At 65.0% G+C, this 25515-nt stretch carries 20 protein-coding genes; 3 read left to right on the top strand and 17 right to left on the bottom strand.

Annotation, left to right across the window (positions count from 1 at the left end):
• Window positions 1-136: 136 nt before the first annotated feature.
• Both AM2010_RS01060 and AM2010_RS01065 read left to right on the top strand, forming a co-directional pair.
• Window positions 137-3214 (top strand): TonB-dependent receptor, encoded by a 3078-nt coding sequence (locus tag AM2010_RS01060; RefSeq protein WP_236699478.1) that lies wholly within the window; start codon window positions 137-139, stop codon window positions 3212-3214.
• A gap of 77 nt (window positions 3215-3291) precedes the next feature.
• Window positions 3292-4785: a glucoamylase family protein gene (locus AM2010_RS01065; RefSeq protein ID WP_053044101.1), complete on the top strand. Its 1494-nt coding sequence runs from the start codon at window positions 3292-3294 to the stop codon at window positions 4783-4785.
• 72 nt (window positions 4786-4857) lie between these two features.
• Here the strand turns inward: AM2010_RS01065 and AM2010_RS01070 are convergent, their stop codons facing one another.
• The 16 genes from AM2010_RS01070 to AM2010_RS01145 form a co-directional block, all read right to left on the bottom strand.
• A complete protein-coding gene (locus AM2010_RS01070; RefSeq protein ID WP_053043831.1) occupies window positions 4858-5721 on the bottom strand; it encodes an endonuclease/exonuclease/phosphatase family protein in 864 nt (287 codons plus the stop codon).
• Entirely contained in the window at window positions 5718-7091 is a 1374-nt protein-coding gene (locus AM2010_RS01075; protein WP_047805506.1) for a GH1 family beta-glucosidase, read from the bottom strand. The genes AM2010_RS01070 and AM2010_RS01075 overlap by 4 nt, the downstream gene beginning before the upstream one ends.
• The gene (locus AM2010_RS01080; protein WP_160325586.1) at window positions 7088-7837 is read right to left on the bottom strand and encodes a carboxylesterase family protein; all 750 of its coding nucleotides are present in this window, start codon (window positions 7835-7837) and stop codon (window positions 7088-7090) included. Before AM2010_RS01080 ends, AM2010_RS01075 begins: the two co-directional genes overlap by 4 nt.
• 2 nt (window positions 7838-7839) lie before the next feature.
• Window positions 7840-8652, bottom strand: a complete 813-nt coding sequence (locus AM2010_RS01085; protein ID WP_047805508.1) for a carbohydrate ABC transporter permease — start codon at window positions 8650-8652, stop codon at window positions 7840-7842.
• Window positions 8649-9551, bottom strand: coding sequence for a carbohydrate ABC transporter permease (locus AM2010_RS01090; RefSeq protein WP_047805509.1), 903 nt, complete (start codon window positions 9549-9551; stop codon window positions 8649-8651). The genes AM2010_RS01085 and AM2010_RS01090 overlap by 4 nt, the downstream gene beginning before the upstream one ends.
• On the bottom strand, window positions 9548-10801 hold the full coding sequence (locus AM2010_RS01095) for an extracellular solute-binding protein (RefSeq protein ID WP_047805510.1): 1254 nt from the start codon (window positions 10799-10801) through the stop codon (window positions 9548-9550). The genes AM2010_RS01090 and AM2010_RS01095 overlap by 4 nt, the downstream gene beginning before the upstream one ends.
• A complete protein-coding gene (locus AM2010_RS01100) occupies window positions 10801-11832 on the bottom strand; it encodes a LacI family DNA-binding transcriptional regulator (protein WP_047805511.1) in 1032 nt (343 codons plus the stop codon). Before AM2010_RS01100 ends, AM2010_RS01095 begins: the two co-directional genes overlap by 1 nt.
• 31 nt (window positions 11833-11863) lie before the next feature.
• Entirely contained in the window at window positions 11864-12973 is a 1110-nt protein-coding gene (locus AM2010_RS01105; RefSeq protein WP_047807577.1) for an ABC transporter ATP-binding protein, read from the bottom strand.
• Between the two features lie 96 nt (window positions 12974-13069).
• Entirely contained in the window at window positions 13070-14431 is a 1362-nt protein-coding gene (locus tag AM2010_RS01110; protein ID WP_047805512.1) for a methyl-accepting chemotaxis protein, read from the bottom strand.
• A complete protein-coding gene (locus tag AM2010_RS01115; RefSeq protein ID WP_236699479.1) occupies window positions 14428-15957 on the bottom strand; it encodes a putative bifunctional diguanylate cyclase/phosphodiesterase in 1530 nt (509 codons plus the stop codon). Before AM2010_RS01115 ends, AM2010_RS01110 begins: the two co-directional genes overlap by 4 nt.
• A 34-nt stretch (window positions 15958-15991) precedes the next feature.
• Complete coding sequence (locus AM2010_RS01120) at window positions 15992-16864, bottom strand: CheR family methyltransferase (RefSeq protein WP_047805513.1); 873 nt, start codon at window positions 16862-16864, stop codon at window positions 15992-15994.
• Window positions 16864-17955 carry a chemotaxis-specific protein-glutamate methyltransferase CheB gene (cheB, locus tag AM2010_RS01125; protein WP_047805514.1) on the bottom strand — a complete coding sequence of 364 codons (1092 nt, stop codon included), beginning with the start codon at window positions 17953-17955 and terminating at the stop codon, window positions 16864-16866. Before cheB ends, AM2010_RS01120 begins: the two co-directional genes overlap by 1 nt.
• Window positions 17956-17961: 6 nt before the next feature.
• Window positions 17962-18327 (bottom strand): response regulator, encoded by a 366-nt coding sequence (locus AM2010_RS01130; RefSeq protein ID WP_047805515.1) that lies wholly within the window; start codon window positions 18325-18327, stop codon window positions 17962-17964.
• A 55-nt stretch (window positions 18328-18382) separates the two neighbouring features.
• Complete coding sequence (locus tag AM2010_RS01135; protein ID WP_047805516.1) at window positions 18383-18814, bottom strand: chemotaxis protein CheW; 432 nt, start codon at window positions 18812-18814, stop codon at window positions 18383-18385.
• On the bottom strand, window positions 18814-21171 hold the full coding sequence (locus AM2010_RS01140; protein WP_047805517.1) for a chemotaxis protein CheA: 2358 nt from the start codon (window positions 21169-21171) through the stop codon (window positions 18814-18816). Before AM2010_RS01140 ends, AM2010_RS01135 begins: the two co-directional genes overlap by 1 nt.
• 58 nt (window positions 21172-21229) lie before the next feature.
• Window positions 21230-22576: an MATE family efflux transporter gene (locus tag AM2010_RS01145; RefSeq protein ID WP_047805518.1), complete on the bottom strand. Its 1347-nt coding sequence runs from the start codon at window positions 22574-22576 to the stop codon at window positions 21230-21232.
• A gap of 105 nt (window positions 22577-22681) precedes the next feature.
• On the opposite strand from AM2010_RS01145, the gene AM2010_RS01150 reads away from it, so the two are divergent.
• The gene (locus AM2010_RS01150) at window positions 22682-23236 is read left to right on the top strand and encodes a (2Fe-2S)-binding protein (protein WP_047805519.1); all 555 of its coding nucleotides are present in this window, start codon (window positions 22682-22684) and stop codon (window positions 23234-23236) included.
• A gap of 27 nt (window positions 23237-23263) precedes the next feature.
• Here the strand turns inward: AM2010_RS01150 and AM2010_RS01155 are convergent, their stop codons facing one another.
• The gene (locus AM2010_RS01155; protein WP_047807579.1) at window positions 23264-25357 is read right to left on the bottom strand and encodes a TonB-dependent receptor; all 2094 of its coding nucleotides are present in this window, start codon (window positions 25355-25357) and stop codon (window positions 23264-23266) included.
• Between the last annotated feature and the right edge of the window lie 158 nt (window positions 25358-25515).

Consider the following 25515-nt stretch of genomic DNA (forward strand, 5'->3'; position numbering starts at 1 on the left):
GGTGAAGGCTATACAGGCCATATGAAACCGGTTACAAGGCCCTAGATCAAGTTGATTCGGCGGCCGGACGCAAGGTCCGCCGTCATGCAGGCAGCTATCGGATCGCCCAGAAGGGCGGCCGTGTGGGGAGGAAACCATGACCATGATCCAGTCTCGCAATCCAATTAATGAATCGCGCGCCAACGATTCGCATCTGGCCCGCAGGCTCGCGGCTGCGCTGGCCGTTGGCGTTGCAGGCGGCGCGATGTCCATCGCGCTCGTCGCGCCCGCCCATGCGCAGGAATCCGGCGCGTCGCTGCGCGGGCAGATCACCGGCGCCGAAGGCATCAGCCAGGTCGTCGCGATCGAGGTGAACACCGGCGTGCGCCGCACGGTCGCGGCCAATGCCGCCGGCGACTATAACTTCGCATCGTTGCGTCCGGGGACGTATCGCCTTGAGGTGACAACGGCCAACGGCGTGCGCACGACCGAAACTTTCACGCTGCGCGTCGCCCAGAATGCCGTTCTCGATTTCGATCTCGGCCCACAAGATTCCGCGGCCACCACAGGGGCAGAAGCGCCTGCGGGCGGGGGCGAGATCGTCGTGGTCGCCGATCGCATCCGGACGATGGAAGGCGGCGAAGTCGGCGCCAATATCTCTTTGCGCCAGATCGAGACCCTGCCGCAGAACAACCGCAATTTCCTCGCCTTTGCCGATCTCGCGCCCGGCGTACAGTTCATCTCGGGGGCGAACGGTCAGTCGCGCCTTCAGGGTGGTGCGCAGGACAGCCGCACGGTGAATATCTTCATCGATGGCGTCGGACAGAAGGACTACGTACTGAAGAACGGCGTAACGGGGCAGGATTCGTCGCAGGGCAATCCCTTCCCGCAGATGGCGATCGGCGAATACCGAGTGATCTCCTCGAACTACAAGGCGGAGTTCGATCAGGTCAGTTCGGTCGCGATCACTGCCGTAACCCGTTCGGGGACCAACGAATTCCACGGCCAGGGCTTCATCGATTACACCGATCAGAGCCTGCGCGCGGCCACTCCGCTGGAGCTGTACGGAAATAATCCTGGCAAGGTGGAAACCAAGGATTTCCAGTTCGGCGGGGCGCTGGGCGGTCCGATCATCAAGGACATGATGCATTTCTTCGTTACCTACGAAGGCAAGCGTCAGGAACGGCCGGTTGAAATCACGCCCGGGCTTGGGCTGCCGGTTTCCTACTTCCCCGCGGAGTATCAGGGCGAGTTCGGTCCGACCAATTCGACCTTCAATGAAGACCTCTATTTCGGGAAGATCGATTTCGTCCCCAGCAACAGCGACCTGTTCGAGATATCGGCCAAGTACCGCGACGAGAGCGGCGAATTTCTGGGCAACGGGATCAACGCGCGTTCGACCATCAGTTCGCAGGATGTCGAGGAACTGCGCGTAACCGGGCGGTGGGAACACACCGCCGATAACTGGATCAACGATCTCAAGGTTACTTATGAAGACGTGAAGTGGGCGCCGACCCCGGTCGAATTCTCCAACGCTTCGTTGTTCGCCTATGTCGGGCCTTCGCCGACCAATCCGCAGCCGGGCGAGGTCGTGCGCGACAACCTGCTGCGCATCGGCGGTGGCGGCAACTATCAGGACAAGGGGCAGAAGGGCTGGGCGATCCAGAACGATTTCACCTGGATCGGGTTCGAAGGCCACACGATCAAGGCGGGCGTGAAGAGCAAGTGGGTCGAACTCAACACGCTGCAGCTCAACAACTTCAACCCGGTTTACACCTATAACGTCGCCCACAATCCCGGCGGCGGCACGTTCAACGACACTATCCCCTACCGCGTGCAGTTCGGCGCGCAGACCGGTACCGGCAGCCCGATCGTCAATTCCAAGAACTGGCAGTTCGGCATCTACATCCAGGACGACTGGGAGGTGACCGACCGGCTGACGCTGAACCTGGGCGTGCGCTGGGATTACGAGGAAACGCCTTCGTTCCTCGACTTCGTTCATCCTCAGGATGCGGTCGATGCGGTGTCGCCGGAAAACTATCCCAACCTCGCAGGCGCCAATTACGACATCAACGATTACATCTCGACCGGTTCCGAACGGGAAGCCTTCATGGGCGCGATCCAGCCCCGCATTGGCTTTACTTACGAACTGGACGAAGACGGTCGTTATGCGGTGTTCGGCGGGTTCGGCCGATCATACGATCGCAACCAGTTCGATTTCCTGCAGCAGGAAATCAGCGTCGGATCGTACAGCACGCGCACGTTCAACTTCATCACGGGCGATCCCAACAACACCTGCGATCCCGGGCCGACCTGCGTCGCCTGGGACCCGATCTATCTGACCGAAGCCGGGCGCGAGCAGCTGCTCGCCGGTGCCGGGGCCGGCGGCGGGCGTGAGCTGCGGTTTATCGATAACGACCTGAAGATGCCCTATTCGGACCAGTTCAGCCTGGGCCTGCGCGGGCGCCTGACGTCGAATTTCGATGCGGAAATCGGCTTCAGCCATATCGAGAGCAAGGATGGCTTCGCCTACCTGCTCGGCAACCGGCGGCCCGACGGGTCGTTCTTCGAGCCGGCGCCGGCCGTGCCCAATTCGCCCTGGGGCTTCGCGCCATCTGGATATGGCTCGATCATCATCGGGACCAACGGGTTGGAGACGAGCGCGGATTCGGCCTATCTCAAGCTCAACAAGAGCTACACGGTCGCATCGCCTTGGAGCCTTTCGGCCACCTACACTTATACCGAGGCGGAGGAGAACCGGAGCTTCGGCGAGACGTTCGCCCTCGATTTCCCCGCGCTGGAAGACTACCCGGTCACCCGCTCCAGCGGGGTGCGCAAGCACCGGCTGGTGATGACCGGTTCGGTTGACCTGCCCATCGGTATGGTTCTGTCGGGCAAATTCCAGATCGCGTCGCCGCCCTACCTCAAGCGGTTCATTTCGACTGGCGGGGAAAACCCGTCGCGCGACGTGATCTCGAACGAGGCGGACAGCAACGGCGATCGCTGGGGCTTCCGGCAGATGGACCTGGCGGTGACCAAGTATCTCTCGCTGCCCTTCATCACCGACGACACGCGTGTCTGGGTCCGGGCGGATGTGATCAACCTGTTCAATGATCGCAACTATGTCGACTATAACAACGATCCCAGCTCGCCCGACTACCTGAGCATTTCGGGGCTGGGCGTTGGCGGCAACCCGCCGCGCACGGTAAAGGTGTCGGCCGGTTTCGAATTCTGACCGGTCACGTTCGGGCGCCTGGCCACTCTATCCCCTCCCCCCGGGGTGGCCAGGCGCCCTTTGCCCTGGGAGCCATGATGTCCGCTCGTTTTGCTGCTTTCGCCGTGCCGCTGCTGGCGCTCACCGCCTGTGGGCCCGCAGCGATGCCGCCGTCGCCCGCCGCCGCTAGGCCGCATTCGCCCGCGGCGAAGACCGCATTTGCGGAAGATCTGTCGCTCCGCACCTTCCGCTATTTCTGGGAAACCACCGATACGCAGCGCTGCCTCGCGCCCGACCGCTGGCCCAGCAATCCCTTCTCCTCCATCGCGGCGACCGGCTTCGCGCTGACCGCCTATGGCATCGGGGCGGAGCGGGGCTACGTCTCGCGCGAAGATGCAGCCGCCAGAACTCGCGACTGCCTGGAATTCTACTGGAACGCGCCGCAGGGCCCGGCAGTGTCGGGCACCGCCGGGCACAAGGGCTTCTTCTATCACTTCCTGACGAACGAGGACGGCACGCGCCGGGGGCAGACGGAACTGTCCACCGTCGATACATCGCTGCTGCTGGGCGGTGTCCTGTTCGCGCAAAGCTATTTCGATCGTGACGATGCAGTGGAAGCGGAAATCCGTGATCTGGCGGAGAAGATCTATCGCCGTGTGGACTGGACATTCGTCCAGCGGGAAAACAGCGCCATCCCTTCGGCCAACGGCGGCAGCGGCAAGGCGATCGTCATGGGCTGGTATCCCGAACGCGGCGAGGGCGGCGATTTCGGAACCCACGACTGGGTCGGATACAATGAAGGCATGCTGGTCTATATCCTGGCAGCCGGATCGCCGACCCATCCGATCGACAAGGACGCCTGGAACACCGGCTGGGCCGCTGATCTGGAGAAGGACTGGGGCGACTATTACGGCCACGAACACCTCCAGTTCGAGCCGCTCTTCGGCCACCAGTACAGCCATGTCTGGGTCGATTTTCGCGGCATTCGCGACGAATTCATGCGGTCCAAGGGGATCGACTATTTCGAGAACAGCCGCCGCGCGACCCTGAGCCAGCAGGCTTACGGCGCGGACAACCCGAACGACTGGATCGGGTATTCGGGCGACATGTGGGGCTGGACGGCGTCCGATGGGCCGACCGGCGCGGGCAATGGCCGTGAAGTGAATGGAAAGTCGCGCGAATTCCTGGGATATGCGGCCCGCGGCGTCAGTGCGGAGCGGGTGGTGGACGACGGGACGATCGTGCCCACGGCCGCAGGCGGTTCCATCCCCTTCGCGCCCGAGGTGACGATCCCGGCGCTGATGAACATGCGCGATGCCTATGGCGATGCGCTATACACCCGTTACGGGTTCAAGGACGCGTTCAATCCCAGTTACACCTTCACCGATGCCGGCAGCACCACCGGAACGGTCGATCCCGAACATGGCTGGATTGCGGGCGACCACCTGGGCATCGATCAGGGCCCGATCCTGGCGATGATGGAGAACTATCGTACCGAGCTGGTCTGGCTCACGATGCGCAAGAACCCGCATATCCGGCGCGGTCTGGAACGGCTGGGCTTCACCGGCGGCTGGCTGGAAAAAAGCGAGTAGCGGGGCGCCGCCGGTTGGGCGCCGTCGGGCGTCAGTCCCTTTAGCGTCCGCAGCGGCAGGCGAGCCAGCGCATCAGGGCGCCTGTTCGAAATCGACAACGACCGGGTAGTGATCCGAAGGCAGGCGCCCACCCCAATGCTGGGTCACCACCGCGTGGGCGGCGACGGCAAGATCGCGGGTCGCGAAAACATGGTCGATCGGCGCGTCGTGCGCGGTGGCGATATCGAACCCGGTGAAAGTGCCGGGCGGGCCGTAGAGCGGCGTGCGGCTGGCGCTGCGCGTGTCGACCAGTCCGCTGGTCGCGGTATCGGCAAGAATACGATAGGGCGGGCTGTCGGGCAGGGCGTTGAAATCACCCATCACGATTGCCGGGGCGCTGCTGTCGCGCGCAACCCATTCGGCGATCATCCGCGCCCCTTCCGCACGCGCCTGCCCCCCTACATGGTCGAAATGCGTGTTGAGCGCCCGCAGCCGCCGGCCGGTGCGCCGGTCGCGCAGGACGGCCCAGGTGGCGATGCGGGGATAGGCGGCATCCCACCCCTTGCCCGGCGTGCCGGGCGTGGGGGAGAGCCAGAAAGTGCCCGACTGCAGAAGGTCGAACCGGTCGCGCCGCCACGCCAGGGGGGCAAATTCGCCGGCCCCCGCGCCATCGTCGCGGCCGACGCCGGCGAAGGCATACCGGGGCAGCGCCGCTTCCAGATAGCGCTTCTGATGGATCAGCACCTCTTGCAGGCCCAGCAGATCGGGCGCCTCGCGCTCGATCAGGGCGGCCACCATGTCCTTGCGGTGCGGCCAGGCATCGGGGCCATCGCTGTCGGTGTCGAGCCTGATGTTGAACGTCATCGCGCGGATCGGCGCCGCGCCCGCTTCCTGACCCGGCAGATGGGCACAGGCGCCGACCAGCAGGGCGCCGAGCAGGATCAACAGGCGGATCACGATGCCGCGTCTTCGGTGGCCGCCCCTGCGACTGCCGTGCCGTTGCTTTCGATGATCCGGCGATAGAGGTCGGCCGATTTCTTCGGCGTGCGTTCAAGCGTCTCGTAATCGACATGGACGATCCCGAACCGCTTGGCATAGCCCAGCGCCCATTCGAGGTTGTCGAACAGCGACCAGACCATATAGCCGCGAACGTCCACACCCGCCGCGATCGCATCGCCCACGGCGGCGATATGATCGGCGAGATAGCGGCACCGGTGGTCGTCCGCGATCAGCGCGCCGGCGCTGCTCGCCGGGTCGGCGAAGGCGGCGCCGTTTTCCATGATGTAGAGCGGGATGTCGCCGTAGCGTTCGCGAAACCACAGCAGGGTGCGGGTCATCGCCTCGGGGAAGACTTCCCAGTCGGTTTCGGTGTGCTGGGCCCCTTCCTGCACCACGGGTTCGGCGTAGAACGGCCAGGCGGTGTCGGATGCGCGCACGACGCTGCGGGTGTAGTAATTGATGCCGACGAAATCGACCGGCTGGCAGGCAAGCGCGAGATCGTCCTGCGACCAGTCTTCCCACGCTTCGCCATACACTTCGCGCAGTTCCGGCGGGCACGTGCCCAGCAGCGCGGGGTCGGCATATTGCCGGTTCATGTAGGCATCGGCGCGGGCCGTGGCGGCGAGATCTTCCGCGCTGTCGCTGGCTGGGTACTTGGGTTCGATATTGAAGACCACGCCGACTTCGTGCCGGCCCAGCTCGCGATAGACCTGCACCGCGCGGCCATGCGCGCGCATCAGGTTGCGGCTGGCGATCGCGCATTCGAAAATGCTGCGATGCCCGGGGGCCAACACGCCGTTGAGATAGCCACCGTCGGCCACGACCCAGGGTTCGTTCAGCGTCGCCCAGCGGCGGACCTCGCCGTCGAGCGCGCGGTACATGACGGCGGCATATTCGCCGAACCATTCGGCAATGTCGCGGTTGAGCCAGCCCCCTCGATCATCCAGTGCGGCGGGAAGATCCCAGTGATAGAGCGTGGGCAGGGGCATGATACCCGCATCGTTCAGGCGGTCGACCAGGCGGCGATAGAAATCGAGCCCGGCCTGGTTCACCCGCCCCGTGCCGCCTGGCAGGATGCGGCTCCACGAGATACTGAAGCGATAGGCCTGCAGGCCCAGCCGCTTCATCAGGTCGACGTCGCTTTCCATGCGGTTGTAGTGGTCGCAGGCGACGTCCCCGGTGTCGCCGCTGGCGATCATCAGGCGCGGATCGTGGGTGAAGCGGTGCCAGATGCTGGTGCCGGCACCATCGGCCAGCGGCGATCCTTCGACCTGATAGGCAGCGGTCGCAGCACCCCACAGAAAGCCTTCGGGAAACGCGCCGCTCATCGTGCGTCTCCCCCGATCCGGTGCGAAAGGAGCCACAGGTACAGCGCCGGATCGTCGTAAGCCGGGTCCCAGGCGTTGTGGCCCAGATCCGGGTAGATCGTCAGCCGGCTCTTGCGCCCGTCGCAGGCGCGGATCGCGCGGGCCATGGCGAAGCTGCCTTCCGGGGTCACGACATCGTCGCGATCGCCATGCAGCGCCCAGATCGGCACATCGGTGAGCGCGCAGGCCGTGGCGGGATCGCCGCGCCCGGCGACAGGGGCCACGGCGGCGAACCTTCCGGGTTCGGCCGCGGCCCAGCGCCACGAGGCATGGCCACCCCGGCTGAGCCCGGTGAGATAGATCCGCGCAGGGTCGACTGGCAGCGTCGCCAGCGCATGGTCGAGCAGGGCATCCAGCCTGGCGAGATCCCAGTCTTGCTCCGCCGGCAACTGGGGGGACACGAGGATGAACGGGAAAGCAGGATCGCGATCGGCGATCTTCGGTGGGCCGTGGACTTTCACTTTCGCAATGTCGCTGCCCCGTTCGCCCGATCCGTGGAGGAAGATCATCAGCGGCCAGCGTTCCTCATCCGGTTCTGCCCGTGCCGCACCGGGGGGAAGGTGGAGCTGATATTCATAGCCGCCAGCCGCGACCGGGGGCTGTGGATGCTGCCCGGCCTGCAAGGCGGGCGAACGGGCATGGAGATGACCGGGGGCGGTACAGGCCGCGGCAAGACAGGCGAGGGCGAGAGAGATCAGTCGTTTCATCGTCATCCTTTGACACTTCCGGCGAGCAGGCCGCCGATGAACTGGCGTTGCAGCGCCAGGAACAGAATCAGCACCGGAACCGTGGTCACCACCGAACCGGCCATCATCAGCTCGATATCCTGCGCACGCTCGCGCCCCATGGCGGCGAGCGCGACGGGCAGGGTGTAGAGATCGTGATCGGACAGCACGATCAGCGGCCACAGAAAATCGTTCCAGCTGCCGAGGAACACGAACAGCGCCAGCGTCGCGACGGCAGGGCGCATGATCGGTAGAACGATATGGCGGAAGATGCGCCATTCGCTGGCACCGTCGATCCGGGCCGCTTCTATCAGGTCGAGCGGAATCGACAGGGCATATTGCCGCACCAGGAATATGCCGACAATCCCGGCCAGCCACGGCACCAGCACACCGGCATAGGAATTGACCAGCCCCAGTGCCTTGAGCTCCAGAAACAGGGGCAGCATCCCGATCTGCCCGGGTATCAGCAGCAGCGCGAGCAGGACCCGCACTGTCGTGTCGCGCCCCGGATAGCGCAGCCGGGCGAAAGCATATCCGGCGGGCAATGTAAAAACGAGCGCGAGCAGCGTGGCGAGGGTGGAGATCAGCAGGCTGTTTATCAGGAACATCCCCATGCCCTGGCTGGCGAACAGCGCGTGGTAATTAGCGAGCGTCGGGTCGCCGGGGATCAGCGGCGGAGGGAACTGCCCGGCTTCGCCCGGTTGCATCAGGCTGACGGAAACCATCCACAGCAGCGGGGCCAGCGTAATCGCCGCGAAGGCTGCAACCAGCGCGGTCATGCCGAGGCGCGCCGTCATGCGCGCCGCCTGCGATAGATCCGCAGCGCCAGCGCCGGGATCAGCGCGGCCGCCAGAATGCAGGCGAACAGCACGACCGCGACAGCTGCGCCAATGCCCAGGTTCCACCACTGGAAGCCCTGATCGAACATCAGATACAGGACCGTGATCGTCGATTGGGCGGGTCCACCCTCGGTCATCACGTAAGGTTCCGCAAAGAGCTGGAACATGGCGATAACCGCGAGCACCGCGACCAGCCCGGCGGCGGGGGCGACCGCGGGCAGGGTAACGTGCCGCAGGCGCGACCACCAGCCCGCACCGTCGATCCGGGCCGCCTCGTCCAGTTCGCGCGGGACGGTCTGGAGGGCGGCGAGGAAGATCAGCATGGAATAGCCGAAGCTCTTCCAGACGACGAACACAGTGATCGCGGGAATGGCCCAGCGCGGATCGCCCAGCCAGTCGACTGGGGGCAGGCCGATCGCGCCCAGAGCATGATTGAACAGGCCGTACCGGGCGTGGAGCATGTATTTCCAGACCACAGCCGCAGCGACCAGAGTGGTCACGTAAGGGGCGAAGAACACCGCGCGCCATGCCGGACGCCAGGCGACCATCCGTTCATTGACCAGGATCGCGGCGAAGAAGGCGACGACCACGACCAGCGGCACGCCCAGCAGGACGAACCAGAACGTATTGCCCAGCGCGGTCCAGAACAGCGGGTCGGAAAGCAGCGCGGAATAGTTGGCGAGGCCGACGAACCGCAAATTGCCGATGTCGGCCAGCGCATAAATGTCGAAATCGGTCAGGCTCAGCGCCAGCGACGCGACCGTCGGCAGGATGAAGAACAGCGCAATGGCGATCAGCGCCGGTGCGCTCAACAGCCAGCCGGCGCGGCGTTCGGCGCGGGAAGCCAGGCCGGTCATGCTCGTTTGTCCCGCGTGGCCATCCACCGCCGCTTGGCCAGAATGCGATCGACCCGCAGATCCATTTCCCGCGCTGCGCCGCGAACCGTGAACTCTCCGCGAACCATGCGGTCGGCGACGATCTGCATTTCGGTCACCACCCGTTCCCATTCGGGCACTTTGGGCAGCGGGCGGGCCCGTTCCAGCTGGCGGGCGAAGGGGGCGACGACCGGGTCCCGCGCCAGCTCTCCGCGCGTCCATGCCGATCGCATCACCGGCAGATCCCCCGTCGCGTGGTGGAGGGCGAGCTGCGCGTCGGGGCGCAGCAGCCGGCGGACGGCGTTCCAGGCTTCGCGCTGGCGCGCGCCGCCGGCAAAGACGACGAGGCTGGAACCACCCGGGGCCGAAGCACCAATGCCGGACGGGCCGGGATTGGGCGCCGTGGCCCATTTCCCTTGCATTGCGGCGGGCAGGCGTTCGCGCATCTCGCCGATCATCCACGGCCCTGACGGATAGGCCGCGAACCATCCGCGGGCGAACTCCGCCCAGCGGTTGGCGATCTGGGCACCGGTGACGATCGGCGCCAGTCCTTCGTCGAACAGGGATTTGTAGAAACCCAGTGCCTCCACGAACGCGGGCGCGGCGAAGGCGCCTCGCGTGCCTTCGTCGCGCAGAAAATCCGCCCCTGCGGAAAGCGCCAGGGTCTGCAAATGCTCGAATTCGTCGAGCGGCAGCAGAACGCCGTAAGTCTCGCCGCCGCTCTGCGATCGGATGCGCGCCAGCGCCCGCTTCCATTCCTGCCATTCGAGCGGGGGCGCGGCATATCCGGCCCGCGCAAACAGATCGCTGCGATAGAACTGGACCCGGGTATCGACATACCATGGCAGCGCCATCAGTCGGCCGGAAATGCGATTGCTTTCGATCACGGCCGGGAACGGATCAATGCCTGCCGCGACGTCATCGGGCACGGGCGCCAGTGCCCCGATCGCGTCCAGTTCGCCCAGCCAGCTGTTGCCCACCTGGGCCAGGTCCGGCAGCGCATCGCCGGCGAAACCCGTCAGCAGCTTCTGGTGCGCCCCCGACCAGGGCAGGGGCTGAACCTTCAGGTCGCCCAGGTTGTGGCTGTCGAGCAGCGCCGGCAGAGCGGCGGCCTCGTTTCCGATTGCCCAGAATGTCAGCCGGTCGGACCGGGCGCAGCCGCCGAGCGCCAGCGCCGCGGAACCGGCCAGCGTCGATGCGAGCAGACGGCGGCGCGACAGACCGGGCCCCATCAGCCGCTTCCGGTTGGCGTTCGTGCTCCGCTCGCATCGGGGCCGAGAGTCGATTCCCGGCCGGCGAGGGTGGGGGACAGGACTACCCCGTGGGCCATGCCCAGCGGCTCCCCACGCAACATCCGCAGCAACAGCATGGCGGCAGTGGAGCCGAGCTGCGCGATGTTCGATTGCATGGTGGTAAGCCGGGGCGTGATGTGCCGAGCGAGCGGGATATCGTCGAACCCCGCCACCAGCATCTTCCGTCCGATCAGCACGCCAGCGTCGTCGAGCACGGAGATCAGCCCGACGGCCATGACGTCGTTGGCCGCGAACACGGCATCGGCGGGAACTTGCCCGGCCAGGAGAAGCTGCGCGGCTTCGCGCCCTGCGCTCTCGGTGAAATCACCGGGCAGCACGACGGGATGCTTCTCCCCCGCCTTCTCGCGCATCGCATCGGTGAACCCGCGCAGGCGTTCGCGCGCGTCGCGGTTATGCTTGGGCCCCGCGATGTGGACGATCCGCTTGCGACCGCAGGCGATCAGATGTTCGGTAATCGCGCGCGCGCCGCGATAGTTGTCGACCGCGACGAAGGGGATGTCGCTTTCCCCCGCCTGCGCATTGAGGAGGACCGTCGGCATCCCGGGGTCGAGATGGTCGGCAAGCAGCTCGGCGGTGGAATCCGGCGGCATCAGCAGCAGCCCGTCGACCCGTCCGCGCATGGCGCGGATCGCGCTGGTCGTTTCGTGCGAACTGCCGTGCATGTTGCCCAACAGCAGATGCTTGCCCGCGCCATGGGCGATCATGTCGATCCCGCGGATGATTTCGGAGAAGAATTCGCCGAACAGGTCGGGCAGGATCACGCCGATCGTGTCGGTCTGGCGGATCGTCAGGCTGCGGGCGCCCGAATGGGGTACGAAATTCAGGGCCTTGGCCGCGGCTTCGATCGCCTCGCGCGTATCCTTGGTTACATTTGTCCGACCGTTGAGTGCGCGGGAAACCGTGGCGACCGATACGCCCGCTTCCCTGGCAACATCCCGAATCGTGACCATGTCGTCCCCTCCAGCCCCTATGTAACCGTTTTCACAAAATCGGCAATGGCGCGCGTTCCAGCGCCTGTCCGTCTGCCGCGAAAAGGTGGATATCGCGAGGTTCGGCGTAGAGTGCGATTCTGTCGCCCGGTGCGATCCCATTCGCCCCGACGGCGCGCCAGATCAGGGTGTCGCCGTCATCGCCCAGGCCGACGTGGCATTCACCGCCATACCATTCGACATAACGGACCTGGCGCGTGGCGAATGCGATCCGCCCGTCACCTGCCGCGGTGGTCAGCGCCTCAGGCCGAACGGCCACGATCACATCGGCGCTGCCGCGCTGGCTTTCGCGCAGCGGCGACAGCGAAAGCCGTTCGCCAGAGCATTCGGTCACAACCAGCGTGCCGTGTTCGTCAGCACGGTCGATGCGCGCCTGCAAGGTATTGATCGGCGGCTGGCCGAAGAAGCGCGCCGCAAACAGCGATGCCGGACGGTGATAGATGTCTTCCGGCGTCCCTTGCTGCTCGATCCTGCCTTCGCGCATCAGCACGATCCGGTCCGCCAGGGCCATCGCCTCTGCCTGATCGTGGGTGACGTAGATGGTCGGTGCGCGCAGCCGGGCGTGCAGCTCGGCAAATTCGCGCCGCATCTGCGCGCGCAGATTGGCGTCGAGGTTGGAAAGGGGCTCGTCGAACAGGAACAGCTCTGGCTCGCGCACGATCGCGCGCCCGATCGCCACCCGCTGGCGTTGCCCGCCGGACAGTTCCGCCGGTCGCCGATCTGTCAGGGTGTCCAGACCCAGCAGCTCGCATGCCTGCGCGACGCTGGCATCGATCCTGCTGCGCGGCCAGCCCGCCATGCGCAGCGGGAAAGCAATGTTCTGGGCGACCGTCATCTGGGGATAGAGCGCATAGGACTGGAACACCATTGCGACCCCCCGCTCCCCCGGGGGCAAGTGGTCCACGCGCCGCTGTCCGATACGGATTTCCCCGCTATCCGCGCTTTCCAGCCCGGCGATCAGGCGCAGCAGGGTCGATTTGCCGCACCCCGATGGACCGACCAGGACGACGAACTCGCCATCGCCCACGGAAAGATTGAAGTCCTGGAACAGCGCGGCGGCGCCGAAGCTCTTGTCGATCCGGGATAAAGTTGCGCCCGGCACGTTTCTCTCCCGTTCGCGGACGCCGAGGCATCCGGTCCGAGGCCACATAGCGCTGTCATCCGCGCGGCAGCAATCACTAGTTGCGCCGCAGGGCCGTCAGCTCCGTTTGTGAACGGCTTCCAGTATCCGCGTGACCTGCGTTCGAAGGGATGAGGCCTGGCCTTCCAGTTCGGTCGCGGAGCTGAGCACCTGCGAAGCGGCTGCCCCCGTCGACAGCGCGGTTTCGCGGATCTTCTCGACGCTGGAGCGGACGTCGTTCGTTCCCCGGGCGGCAAGATCGATGTTCCGCGCCAGTTCCTGGCCGGCGACCGATTGCTGATCGACCGCCGATGCGATGGAGATCGCAGTCGATTCTAGCTGTTGCACCTGTTCGGCGACTGCCCGAAGCGCGCCGACGCTGGCGCCGGTCGAATCCTGAATCGCCTGGATCTGTTGCGCCACCTGTTCGGTCGCGCGGCCTGTCTGTGCCGCTAACTCCTTCACTTCCGAAGCGACCACGGCGAAGCCGCGCCCGGCCTCTCCGCCGCGCGCTGCCTCGATCGATGCATTGAGAGCGAGCAGATTGGTCCGCTGCGCGATCGTCGAAATGAGGCCGACGACATGCCCGATTTCCTCCGCAGTTTTCGACAGTGCGGAGATCGTGTCGTTGGCGGTTTGGGTGGAGCCGGTCGCTTCGCGGGCCAGTTCGGCCGACTGTGCGGCCTGGCGGCTGATTTCTCCGATCGACATCGCGAATTCATCCGATGCGGCGGCGGCGGCTGTCACACCCGACGATGCCTCCGCCATTGCCTGGGCCACGCGCGAAGTCTGCTCCGCGCCCTTTTCGGCCGCGCTTGCCATCGATCCGGCGGTTGCCTTGAGCTGGACCGCGGCGGTGCCCACGCCGTTGACGACATGGCCCACGTTCGTTTCGAACGACCGCACCAGCGCCTGCATTTCCTTCCGCCGTTTCTCGCGTTCCTTGCGGCGATTGGCGAACATTTCGTCCAGCTTGCGGCCGGACTTCACGAAGACTTCGAACGCGCGGGCAATGTCGCCGATCTCGTCGCGCCGTTCCAGCCCGGTTATCGCAAAGTCGCGATGCCCGGCCGCCAGCGCAGTCATGTCGTCCGCCAGTTTGCGAAGCTGGTTCGAGGTGTCCTTCATCACGATGCCGATTGCGCCGAGGCCGGCGACGATCAGCAGCGCCGTTACCCCGACGATTGGCCAGCGCAGCGAAGCCGCGAACTCGCGATCCGCCGAACCAAGTCCGATCCAGGCAAGCGCGGCAATCGCGGCCAGGGCTACGAGCGGCACGCCGCACAGGATCGTGAGCTTGCGCCCCAATGACAGATCGTTGAAACGGCGCACGAGAACGAAACGCGCCGGCGGCGCGGCCTGATCGGTATCTTCCAGAACGACCTGTTCGATTTCCTCACGCATGTCGTCGGGGACGATGATCGTTGTTTCGGCGTTCATGCTGTTATCCTTCCCGGCTGCTTCCGGGTGTCGTTGCCCGTCGACGACTGGTTGAGATGCCGGGCGATGTCGCTCGACGGCATGGGCGAAAAGTAGAGCCAGCCCTGAAGGTGGTCGCATCCCGCACTGCGGACCATTGCCGCCTGATCCGCGGTTTCGACCCCCTCGGCGGTAACCCGCATGGCCAGGGCGCGCGCCATCGAGATGCTGGACAGCATCATCGCGCGCGAGCTTTCGTCGCTGGCAGAATCGACCACGAGCGAGCGGTCGAGCTTGAGCTTTTCGAACCGGAACTGCCGCAGGAAGCCGATGGAGGCATAGCCGGTCCCGAAATCGTCGAGCACGACATCGACCCCCAGCCCGCGGACGAGGTCCAGCGTCCGTTCGGCCACGATCGGATCGAGCACGAGGCAGGTTTCGGTTATTTCAAGCTCCAGCCGTTCAGCGGGAAATCCGGTTTCTTCGAGTATCTGGCCGAGCTGAAACGGAAATTCCGGATTGCGCAGCTGGGCAGCCGAAATGTTGACCGACAGCTTGATGTTCCAGGCAAGTGCATCGGTACATGCCCGCCGAAGAACCCACAGCCCGATCGGATTGATCAGGCCGGATTCCTCCGCCACCGGCACGAATACGCCGGGGCCCAGTTCGCTGCCGTCGGGCCGTGCCCAGCGAAGCAGTGCCTCGACCCCGACGATTTCGTGCGTTCGGGCATCGACGAGCGGCTGGTAGTGGACGAGAAATTCGTTGTTCAGCAGCCCCGCGCGCAGCTCGTTATCCAGATCGCGCAATGCGGCCAGGCTGTGGTCGAACTCGGGCTTGAACCAGGTGCAGCGCATTTTCCCGTCGCGCTTGGAAACGTACATCGCAACGTCTGCCCGGCGCAGCAGCTCCGATGAATCGAGCGATTCGCCGGAATGGCAGCGCGCCAGGCCGATGCTGGCCCCGATCGGTATCTGCTTGCCTTCAACGTTGACCGGCTGGCTGAGCATTTCGAGAAAGCCGCGGCAGATGCCTTCCAGCAGGGTGCCGGATAAAGGCCCGATCATGCTGATCGCGAATTCATCGCCGCCAAGGCGATAGGCGACCGCTTCGCTGCCGCACAGATGGCGCAGGTTAGCGGCGACTTCCTTGATCAGGTGGTCGCCCATGCCGTGGCCGTAAAGATCGTTGATCGTCTTGAATCCGTCGAGATCGATCAGGGCAACCGCGATTTCCCGATCCGAACTGGCGCCGGCGGTGACATTGCGGTGCAGTGCGCGGCGATTGGGCAGTTCGCTGAGGCTGTCGGTAGTGCCCAGCCGTTCGAGGCGTGCGACATGCGCAAATCCGAAACGCAGCAGAAGCAGCACCGCGACTGCGTAGATTACGCTGCCGGTCAGGATCAGATGCGATGTTCTGGCAAAGCCGTAATCGTTGCCGAACAGCAGTGCGGCACAAATGGCAGCGTATATCGCGGTCAGAACCACCAGCGGCAGAATGACGAGTAGACGCGGCGCGAAACCGTGCTGTTCTGCCTCCAGTGTCACCGCTTGAGTCCCAACCCCTGTTCTTTTGTTCGATTTAGCGACCCTGCACTAACGAACCGTTAAGCGCAGATTTACCTTGTCTGTCGTCTGTCTCTTTCCACTCTGGGCGGCGGTACAACCCCTGCACGGCCGTCGCTGGGGCGAAGGCGTCGGTCTTGCCCGCCACCGTTTCTCCCGATCCCAGCATCAGCCACCCGTCTTCGCGCAGGCTGGAAGCCACCCGCTCGAACGCCGTCCGCCGCGTTTCATGATCGAAATAGAGCAGCACATTGCGGCACAGGACGAGGTCGAACCGTTCGGGGCGCGGCTGTTCGTCCAGCACGTTGCCAACGCGATAGCGGATTGGCCGCAACAGGACCGGATCGGGCTGCCAGCCCTGCGGCGTTTCGCGAAAGTGCTTGAGCATCTGGGCGACGCCCAGGCCGCGCTGGATCTCGAACTGACTGTAACAGGCGCGCCGGGCGGCGGTGACAGCCTGGGCCGAAACATCGGTGCCGAGGATGTCGATCGTCCATCCGCGCCAGGTTTGCGGTTGATCGGCGAACAGCATCGACAGGGACAGTGCCTCCTGCCCGGTCGAACATCCGGCGGACCAGATCGACAGCCGGCGGGCATGCGCGCGCCGTTTTGCCAGATCGGGCAGGACCGTTTCGGTCAGTTGCTGAAACAGCTGACGATCGCGGAAGAAATAGGTTTCGTTGTTCAACAGCGCTTCGACGACGCGCTGCGACAGATCGCCGGAGTCGGGGTCTGCGAGCAGGCATGCCAGCTGTTCCACATTGGCTATGCCGCATTCGCGGTACAATCCGGCCAGCGCACTGTCGATCCGCCACTCGCGACCGCGGGTTAGCTGCTGGCCCGTGCGCTGCATCAGAAGGTCGGCGATTATTCGGTGCGAAATCTGCATCACGCCCAGGCCGAATCGCCTGCGTGCACGCCGATACGCAGCGCGATCTTGTCGGGCGGCAGCACGGCAGAGGCCAGTCCGGCTTCCACCACCGCCCGGGGCATTCCCCAGACCGAAGAACTCGCTTCATCCTGTGCGATCAGGTTTCCGCCCGCTGCCACCAGTTGCCCCGCACCTGCCGCCCCATCGCGGCCCATGCCCGACAGGACGACGCCCAGTGCCCCCGGGCCGGCAGCACCGGCCATGCTTTCGAACATCGGATCGACCGAAGGCATACATCCGCTGGCGGTGTCGAAGCGCTGCGTGTGTGCAACGAATTGACGACAATCGCGGCGAAGCAGCAGATGGCTGCCGCCCGGAGCGATCAGTATGCATCCCGGCCGGACTGCGGTTTCGCTCTCGACCACGATAGCGTCGCGCGAACTGGCCATTTCCAGCTGGCGTGCGAAGACCTGCATGAAATTTGCGGGCAGGTGCTGTGTCACCAGAATGGGGATCGCGAGCTGGCGAGGCAAGGCGCGCAGCAGCATGCAGAGCGCGTGAATCCCCCCGGTGGACGCGCCAATGCCGATGACTTCGAGCGGGGCGCTGCGATTGCGCGATCGCACCGCTGGCGGCGATGGCCGTGCCGTCCCTGCCGACCTGCCTCCATGCCGTCCCAGAGCACGAATGCGCTGGAGGAGCGCGAGGCGATAGGCTTCATCGAACTCGCCGCTGCGCGGCTTGAGCATGGTGTCTGCCGCGCCTGTCGACAGTGCGGCCAGAGTATGTTCGGCACCCTCCTCGGTCAGCGAGGAGACGACCAGGACCTGAGTGCCGGGACATGCGGCAAGAATGCGCGGCAGGGCGTGAAGCCCCCCTATGCCCGGCATTTCCAGATCGAGCAGAACGACATCGGCAGGCGTCTTGACCAGAAAGGCCAGCGCCGTTTCCGCGCTGCCGGTCTTGCCCACGATGACCATGTCGCGTTCGGCCGCGATAAGCTTGGACAGCACCGTCCGCACAATCAGCGAATCGTCGACGATCATCACCCGGATCGGGGTGGTCCGCCTTCGCTCGCCATAGGCGGCAATACTGCTTTGCGCGTTCATTGCCCCTCAGGCCATCCCGACGAGCTGCAGCTTTATCTGTAAGGTTTCGTGGTCGAACGGCTTCATCACGTATTCGTCGGCACCCGCACCGATCGCTTCGCGAATGTGCGCGACGTCGTTCTCGGTCGTGCAGAAAACCACTTTTGGCGCGTCGCCGCCCGGCATGCGCCGGAGATGGCCGATAAATTCGATGCCGTTCATGACCGGCATGTTCCAGTCGAGCAGTACGAGATCGGGCATTGCTGCCTCGCACTGGGTGATCGCGGCCTGACCGTTTTCCGCTTCTTCCACCGCGAAGCCCAGCGATTCGAGGATATGGCGGGAAACCTTTCGAATTACGCGGGAGTCGTCGACGATCAGGCAGGTTTTCATGGATGCGATCCTTGGTTTTGCAGTTCCCGGTTATACCGTCCGGGTAACCATATTTTTAAGCGGCGGCCCGTTGCGGGCCGGAGATAAGGGCGGATACGTCGATCACGATCGCCGGTCCGGCGGCGGTTTCGATCATGCCGTGTGCGCAGCGGCTCCATTGTGGCCCCAGCGTCGCGGCGAGTGGGGTGGGGGCACCGACCATGGCGACGACATCTTCGACCGTATCGACCAGCAGCGCATAAGGATGCCCGCCAATTTCGACGACCGGGCTGCGCGGATCGGCCGGTCCAGGCTGAGCAAGCCCCAGCGCCATACGGCTGTCGATCACCGTCAGTGCACGGCTGCGCAGCGCAGTCAGCCCGGCGACGAAGTCGGGCGCTTGCGGGACCGGGGTAATCGCGTCGATCTCTATGATCGAAGCGATGTCGCTCGCGCGAAAGACTGCGGGACGGTTCGCGATACGCGTCAGAAGCATCAGATCGTTCATCATCCGCCTTTCGAATGGGCACGGGCCAGCGCCGAAAGCAGCGCGTCGCGATCGTACCGATATATGCTGTCCGGCGCGGTGCCGGCCGCATCGGGATACGAACGCAGACGCACGACATCGCCCGTCGTCGCGGCCGGTTCCGCCTGATCCAGAACCACCGCGACATCGGCTGTGCGGGGATCGTCCTCGTCCAGAATGTCGTAGCCGGCAGAACGGATCAGCGGTTCGAGAAAGCCCTTCGCCCAGGCGTCCGTGCGGGCAAGGCGGCAGGTCGGGCGGTGGGTGGATGCGCCCATCCGTCCATATCGTGCGAAGAGCCGGTGGGTATCAATCGCGCCAACGATCGTGTCGTCGATCAGCACTGTTCCTTCCAGAAGCGGATCGTCTTCCGCAGGAACGACAGGCCCTGTCAGTTCGGCCGTGTCGATGATGCTGCGGGCGGCATAGAGGATGTCGGAGCCTCCATCGCTCAGCCGTAGCGCGATGACGCTGTCACGCGTACTGGTGGCGTCCTCGTCGTCCAGAATGAAGCCCAGAATGGGAAGGATCATGCCATCTACGCTCACCAGCGGGGTAGGACCGGATCGATCGATGGCCGAAGCAGGCAGTGTGTGTATGTGCCGGATCGCCGGCATTCGTATCGCCAGCCGCCGGCTGCCGAACGCCTCGAACACCACAACGTGTTCGCCGGGATCTTCTGCATGAATGTCGGCCGCGCCTTGAACCGATGGGCGTGCCCGTGCCTGACTGGCAAGACCGTAGCGGTCCGCCAGGGCTGGAATATCGAGCTTCAGGATCGGTCGGCCATCGTCGAGCAGTGCGGTCCCGCCGAACAGCCCGATGCCTTCAAGCACTGGGGGGAGAGGCTTGAGAACGAGATCCTCGTTATCGAGCACGCGGTCCACCGCTACGGCGAAGAGATCGCCGCTGACCAGACGTATGAAAACGAAAGTGGCGCGGTCGAGATCGACGCCCTGATCCAGCCCCAGGACTTCTCCCAGATCGAGACAGGGGACTCTCTCGTTACGAAAGGTCAGAAAGATGCCGTCTCCCAGCCGGTCGACAGAGATCGCTCGCGAGGCGCTGCGGGCGATCTCCACGATGTAGGAACGCGGCAGGCCCAGCGTGTGGGCGCCGACGGTGACTGTCAGGCCTTCGACGATGCTCAGGGTCAGCGGGACGTAGAGGAACACGATCGTGCCCTGGCCGGCCTTGCTCGACACGGTCACCGATCCGCCGATCCGTTCGATATTGGCGCGCACGACGTCCATTCCGACCCCGCGGCCGGAAACCTGGCTGACCCGGTCGGCGGTGGAAAATCCCGCAGCGAAAATCAGTTCCAGCGTCTGTTCTTCGCTCAGCGCGGCGGCCTGGGCTGAATCGATCAGACCGGCGGCTACCGCCTTCTTGCGCAACCTGCCCGGCTCTATCCCGCGACCGTCGTCGCTGACCGCGATCACGATGCGATTGCCGGTCCGCCGGGCCGAAACGGTGATCGTGCCGATTTCCCGCTTGCCGGCGGAGAGGCGTTCCGACGGCGGCTCTATCCCGTGGTCGATCGCATTGCGCAGGATATGGGTGAGCGGATCGCGCACCGATTCGATCATTTCGCGGTCGAGTTCGACGTCGCCGCCATCCAGGTCGATCATTACCTGCTTGCCCAGTTCGGCCGACAGATCGCGGACCATGCGCGGCAGGGCGCCGAACAGATGTTCGAGCCGCTGCATCCGCATCCGGGTTGCGCCTTCGCGAACCGTATCCAGGATAGACGACAGGCGATCGAAAGGCCCCTCCAGCGCAGGGTCGGTGCCGTGTTCGCGCAACCTTCGCGCCAGTTCGTTGCGGGCCAGGACCATGTCGGAAACGCCGCTCATCACCCGGTCGAGCAGTTCGACGGGCAGACGGATCGAGCGTGATCCGCTGGCTTGCCGGGGTGCCCTGCCGCCCGACAGCTCTTCAGCCTGTATGCTTTCGCTGTCGGGTTCGTCGCCCTTGGGTTCGAGCGCTGCGATCAGTATCTCGTCGGCGCCGTCCGGGATCGTTTCGCCCCCATCGATCGCGTCGATCATGTCGTTGATGCGATCGATGATCGCCAGCACCGCGCTCACCAGCTGGCCGCTGGCGCGGCGCTGGCCAGCGCGCACTTCGGAAAGCGCGCTTTCCGCTGCGTGGCTGAGTTTTTCGAGGCGCGGGAAGTCGAAAAACCCGCAGTTCCCCTTCACCGTATGGACGAAACGGAAAATGGCATCCAGCCGCTCGCGGTCCGCGGGATCGGCTTCCCACGCCACGATCTCACCCTCGATCGCTTGGAGCATCTCGCGGGTTTCGGCCACGAAGTCTGCCAGCAGGTCGTCCATCTAAGTCCATGCCCCCGGATAATGGCGAGCGGTATGGACTTAGATGGTTAACGAAATGTCACCGGGAGGTGGCGGTCTTCCGCAGGGCCCGTGCGACGACATAGAGGGCGATCGCGCCCCCGATCAGGTTCGCCGCCAGCTCAGCGGCATAGATCGATTCCGCACCCCATGCCGGGCGCAGCACCCAGCCCACTGGCAGCATGATCAGGAACACCCGGGCGAAGCTTTGCAACAGGGCCCAGCTTGCCCTGTCGACCGCGTTGAGCGCCCCGTTGGCCACGATCAACAGGCCGAAGCCGGCATAGCCCCAGGCCGCGATGCGCAGATAGCTGTCGAATTCGGCGACGACCGCAGGATCAGCCGTGAAAAAGCCGGCGAACCATTCCCCGGCGGCGAACAGCACCAGCGCCAGGGCGAAGCCATAGACTATGCAGAATGCACCGGCTTCGCGCATTGCACGGCTGGCCCGGTCCGCGCGGCCCGCGCCCCAGTTCTGCCCCACGATCGCGCCGATCGAACCCGACAGGCCGAGCAGCGGGACGACAGCGAAGCTCTGTAACCGCCCGGCAGCGCCGAAACCCGCCACCGCCGCTTCCCCTTGCGAGGCGAGCAGTGCGGTCAGGACAGACAGCCCGATGGGGTTGATGGCATTGGAAAAGGCCGCCGGCGCGGCCACACGCACGATCGCGCGGGCGGATTCGGCAAAGCGGCATTCGCGGATCAGTGCGGGCCTGATCGGCAGTGCGGTCCGGGCAATCAGCCACAGCGCCATGGCGATCGCGAGGCCATAACCGGCGATCGTCGCGTAAGCGGCCCCGGCGATGCCGAACCCGGCAAATCCGAACGCGCCGGAAATCAGCGGCGGGTCGAGAACCCAGTTGGCCGCGGCATAGGAAAGCGAGACGAGGAAAGTCTTGCGCGCTTCGCCCTGGCCGCGCAGCACGCCGTTGAGCGCCATCTGCAACAGCAGGATCGGCATGCCGAGCGAGAAGGGCACCATATAGGCGCGGATCAGCGGTAGAAGCTGCTCGCTGGCCTGCATCATCCGAAACAGCGGATCGAGCAGAAGATATAGCGCGCAGCCGAGCGCGAGCCCCAGGCCAACCGCGAAGACGGCGCCGAAATTGGCCCGCCGCGCGGCCCGATCGACATCCCCTTCGCCCAGCGCGCGGGCGATCACGGCGTTGACCCCTACCATCACGCCGACACCCAGGCTGGAAAGGGCGATGGTCACGGGAAAGACGAAAGCGACCGCGGCCAGCTCCGCACTGCCCAGTTGGCCGATGAAGTAGGCATCGACCAAGCCCACCGACATGATCGCGGCGACGCCCACGACCATCGGCAGCGTCTGTTGTACGAGATGGCCGCGGATCGATCCGCGCGTCAACTTGGCCGTCTCGTTCATGGTTCCGCCGATAGCCGCCCGATCGCGCCCTGCCTAGCGGGAAGCTTGTGCGCGCCGCCGTGGCTGTGCGATAGCTGCCGCAAAGGACACCGACCCAGGCATCGCATGACCGCGCTCACCGTCAACGACCGGCCCGTCGAATTTGCGATGGACCCCGAAACCCCGCTGTTGTGGGCGCTGCGCGATGCGGCCAACCTGACGGGCACCAAGTACGGGTGCGGCGTGGGCGATTGCGGCGCCTGCATGGTGATCGTCGATGGTGAGGCGCTGCGCAGTTGCCTGATCACTCTGGCAGAGGCGGAGGGGCGGTTCGTCACCACGATCGAAGGGCTCAGCCGCGACCGGTCGCACCCTGTGCAGCAGGCGCTGGTCGCGGAACAGGCAATTCAGTGCGGGTTCTGTACGCCGGGTATCGCGATGGCCGCTGCCGCGCTGATCGCCAGAAATCCCGATCCTTCGGACAGCGAGATCAAGGCGGCGATCCCCAATCTCTGCCGGTGCGGTGTCTATCCCCGTCTCGTTCGGGCGGTTCAGCGGGCAGGGCGTGTGGCGCGCCGGCTCGAACGGATCAGTGCCGCGCCCGCACCGGGAATCAGCGCCGAAGACGCGGCGAGAGAAGTGCCGGCGATGGCGGCGCCCGATCCCGCCGAGGGGGATTGAACGCCGCCGTTCCTGCCGGGGCAGCCGTTACAGCGCGAACCGCACGCCGATGCGGGCGCTGAACGGTTCGGCCGGCTGAATATTGTTGTTACCGTGCGCGCTCGGGTAATAGGTTTCGTCGAACAGGTTTTCGATGTTGAGCTGCACGGAAACAGCCTCGTTGACGGTAAAGTAGGCAGCGGCATCGACCCGCCAGTACGCGGGCAGAACGACGGTGTTGGAAAAGCTTGCGTATTGTTCCGACTGATGAACAACACCAAGCCCGAAGCCGAGCCTGTCGTTGAGGTCGAAGCGGTTCCAGGCGGCGATATGGTGGCGCGGAAGCTGCTGCAAACGGGCACCCGCGGTGCCGAAGTCGGACGTCGTCCGCAACTCGCCATCGAGATAGGTGTAGCCGATATTCGCCTGCCAGAAATCGGTCACCGACCCGGCAGCGCCGATTTCGAACCCTTCCACCCGGCTTTCGCCAGCCAGTACCACGACGCCCGGCCGATCGGGGGCCGGTGCCTGCGTGTTGGTGCGATCGAGGCGGAACGCCGCTGCCGTTATCAGCAGATCGTCTAGCGGCGACCATTTCAGGCCGATTTCGTAATTGGTGAACTTCTCAGGCTCGAACGCAGTGTCGCCGGGGCTGAGGATCAGGAACTGGTCGCCCGCCTGCGGCAGGAAGCTTTCGGCGAAACTGGCGTAAAGCGACAGCCGCGTGTCGGGCTTGACGATCAGGCCCAGACGCGGACTGACTTTCTCGTCCACCCGGTCGCCCGGCGTCCCGCCGATCAGATCGGTGGTCTGAAGGTCGAAGCGATCCCAGCGCAGCCCGGCCACGATTTCGACGTGCTGGCCGATGCGAAGCTGTTCCTGCAAGTAGGCGGACAGCGTTTCGAGCTGGCTATCGCGCGAGCGGCTGGTGGGGGCCAGCGTGAATGCGGGAATCGCGATCCGCTCCGCCAGCGGCACCTGATTGGTGGTCGTGAAATCCACCGTGCGGCGGGCGTTCAGCGTATCCTGCCGCGTGGCCTCTACCCCGACAAGCAGGGTCGAGCCGATCCCGTCCCCGCCGGTTTGCCAGACAAGGTTGGCCTGCCCGATCACGTTCTCACGTTCGGTCGCGTCCTGGTATCCGCCCAGCGTCACGCTCTGCCCATCGGTGCCGGAAGGCACGATGTTGGCATAGATCTTGTCGTAATCGGCGTATTGCACGCTGGCGTTGGCGCTCAACCCCTCGGCGAAGCTATGGTCCAGCCGCATACGCGCGATGTGAACCTTGGCGCGCGAGCGATTGAACTCGGGATCGCCGAAGAATGTATCGTCGTACCCGCGCAGCGGTTCGCCCATGAACGAGGGGATGCCGCGATCGGTGACACGGCTATCGTCGTCGTAGCTGTAGCTGGCGGTCACGCGCGTTTGCGGCCCCAGTTGCGCCGTCAGCGTCGGCGCGATCCCGATGAATCGCCCTTCGTAGAAATCGCGGTGACTGTCGAATTCCTCGTACGTGCCGTTCACGCGCAGCGCGACATTGTCGGCGAGCGGCTGGTTGAGGTCTGCGAGCAGGGCGAAGGCACCGAACGTATCGACCGAAGCCTGCCCGTTCAGAAAGGTTTCGCCCGCGCGCGCTGTCTTGCTGACCCGGTTGACCGCGCCGCCCCCCGCACCGCGCCCAAAGATCAGGGCATTGGCGCCCTTCAGCACTTCCACCCGCTCGATATTGTAGAGCGAACGATAGTACTGCGCATCGTCGCGCAGGCCGTCGAGATAGAAATCGGCGGTGGTTTCCTGGCCCCGGATGAACACTTCGTCCCGGTGCCCTTCGCCCGTTTCCAGGCTGACGCCGGGAACATAACGCAGCGCTTCGTTCAACTGGCGGACGGACTGGTCTTCCAGCTGGTCGGCGGTCAGAAAGTTCACCCCCTGCGGCACGTCGATCAGCGGGGTGGGGGTCTTGGTAGCCGTCGACCCGTCGTCGAGGCGATAACCATCCGCCGTACCCGTCACCACGATTTCGCTGGGCAGATAGTCGCGGTCGCCCGATGGGGCCGACGACGCCTCGTCCGATGCGAGGCCCGGGGCGGCCATTGCGGCTATGCCTGCCATCAGCGCGGAGCGGAGTGCGTAACGTGTCATGGTGGTTTCCTGTGCAAGGGGCAGCGGATGATTGGCGGCGCCGCTATTGCAACGCCCTCGCAATAGCAATCGACATCTGCCGCAGTCGCAGGGAAATGGCGCCGCTGTGACTTTTCCGCCACGAGCGATGGCGCTAGGGAGCTGGCAGCACTGCGAAT

Source organism: Pelagerythrobacter marensis (assembly GCF_001028625.1).
Lineage (GTDB): Bacteria > Pseudomonadota > Alphaproteobacteria > Sphingomonadales > Sphingomonadaceae > Pelagerythrobacter > Pelagerythrobacter marensis.

Bases quoted from the DNA above. Each gene is read 5' to 3' on its own strand.
- AM2010_RS01090 (WP_047805509.1), bottom strand. From the start codon at position 9,551: ATGACCGGCCTGGCTTCCCGCGCCGAACGCCGCGCCGGCTGGCTGTTG.
- AM2010_RS01065 (WP_053044101.1), top strand. From the start codon at position 3,292: ATGTCCGCTCGTTTTGCTGCTTTCGCCGTGCCGCTGCTGGCGCTCACC.
- AM2010_RS01080 (WP_160325586.1), bottom strand. From the start codon at position 7,837: ATGAAACGACTGATCTCTCTCGCCCTCGCCTGTCTTGCCGCGGCCTGT.
- cheB (WP_047805514.1), bottom strand. From the start codon at position 17,955: ATGAACGCGCAAAGCAGTATTGCCGCCTATGGCGAGCGAAGGCGGACC.
- AM2010_RS01130 (WP_047805515.1), bottom strand. From the start codon at position 18,327: ATGAAAACCTGCCTGATCGTCGACGACTCCCGCGTAATTCGAAAGGTT.
- AM2010_RS01100 (WP_047805511.1), bottom strand. From the start codon at position 11,832: ATGGTCACGATTCGGGATGTTGCCAGGGAAGCGGGCGTATCGGTCGCC.
- AM2010_RS01085 (WP_047805508.1), bottom strand. From the start codon at position 8,652: ATGACGGCGCGCCTCGGCATGACCGCGCTGGTTGCAGCCTTCGCGGCG.
- AM2010_RS01145 (WP_047805518.1), bottom strand. From the start codon at position 22,576: ATGAACGAGACGGCCAAGTTGACGCGCGGATCGATCCGCGGCCATCTC.
- AM2010_RS01095 (WP_047805510.1), bottom strand. From the start codon at position 10,801: ATGGGGCCCGGTCTGTCGCGCCGCCGTCTGCTCGCATCGACGCTGGCC.
- AM2010_RS01060 (WP_236699478.1), top strand. From the start codon at position 137: ATGACCATGATCCAGTCTCGCAATCCAATTAATGAATCGCGCGCCAAC.
- AM2010_RS01155 (WP_047807579.1), bottom strand. From the start codon at position 25,357: ATGACACGTTACGCACTCCGCTCCGCGCTGATGGCAGGCATAGCCGCA.
- AM2010_RS01140 (WP_047805517.1), bottom strand. From the start codon at position 21,171: ATGGACGACCTGCTGGCAGACTTCGTGGCCGAAACCCGCGAGATGCTC.
- AM2010_RS01135 (WP_047805516.1), bottom strand. From the start codon at position 18,814: ATGAACGATCTGATGCTTCTGACGCGTATCGCGAACCGTCCCGCAGTC.
- AM2010_RS01110 (WP_047805512.1), bottom strand. From the start codon at position 14,431: ATGAACGCCGAAACAACGATCATCGTCCCCGACGACATGCGTGAGGAA.
- AM2010_RS01120 (WP_047805513.1), bottom strand. From the start codon at position 16,864: ATGCAGATTTCGCACCGAATAATCGCCGACCTTCTGATGCAGCGCACG.
- AM2010_RS01075 (WP_047805506.1), bottom strand. From the start codon at position 7,091: ATGAGCGGCGCGTTTCCCGAAGGCTTTCTGTGGGGTGCTGCGACCGCT.
- AM2010_RS01150 (WP_047805519.1), top strand. From the start codon at position 22,682: ATGACCGCGCTCACCGTCAACGACCGGCCCGTCGAATTTGCGATGGAC.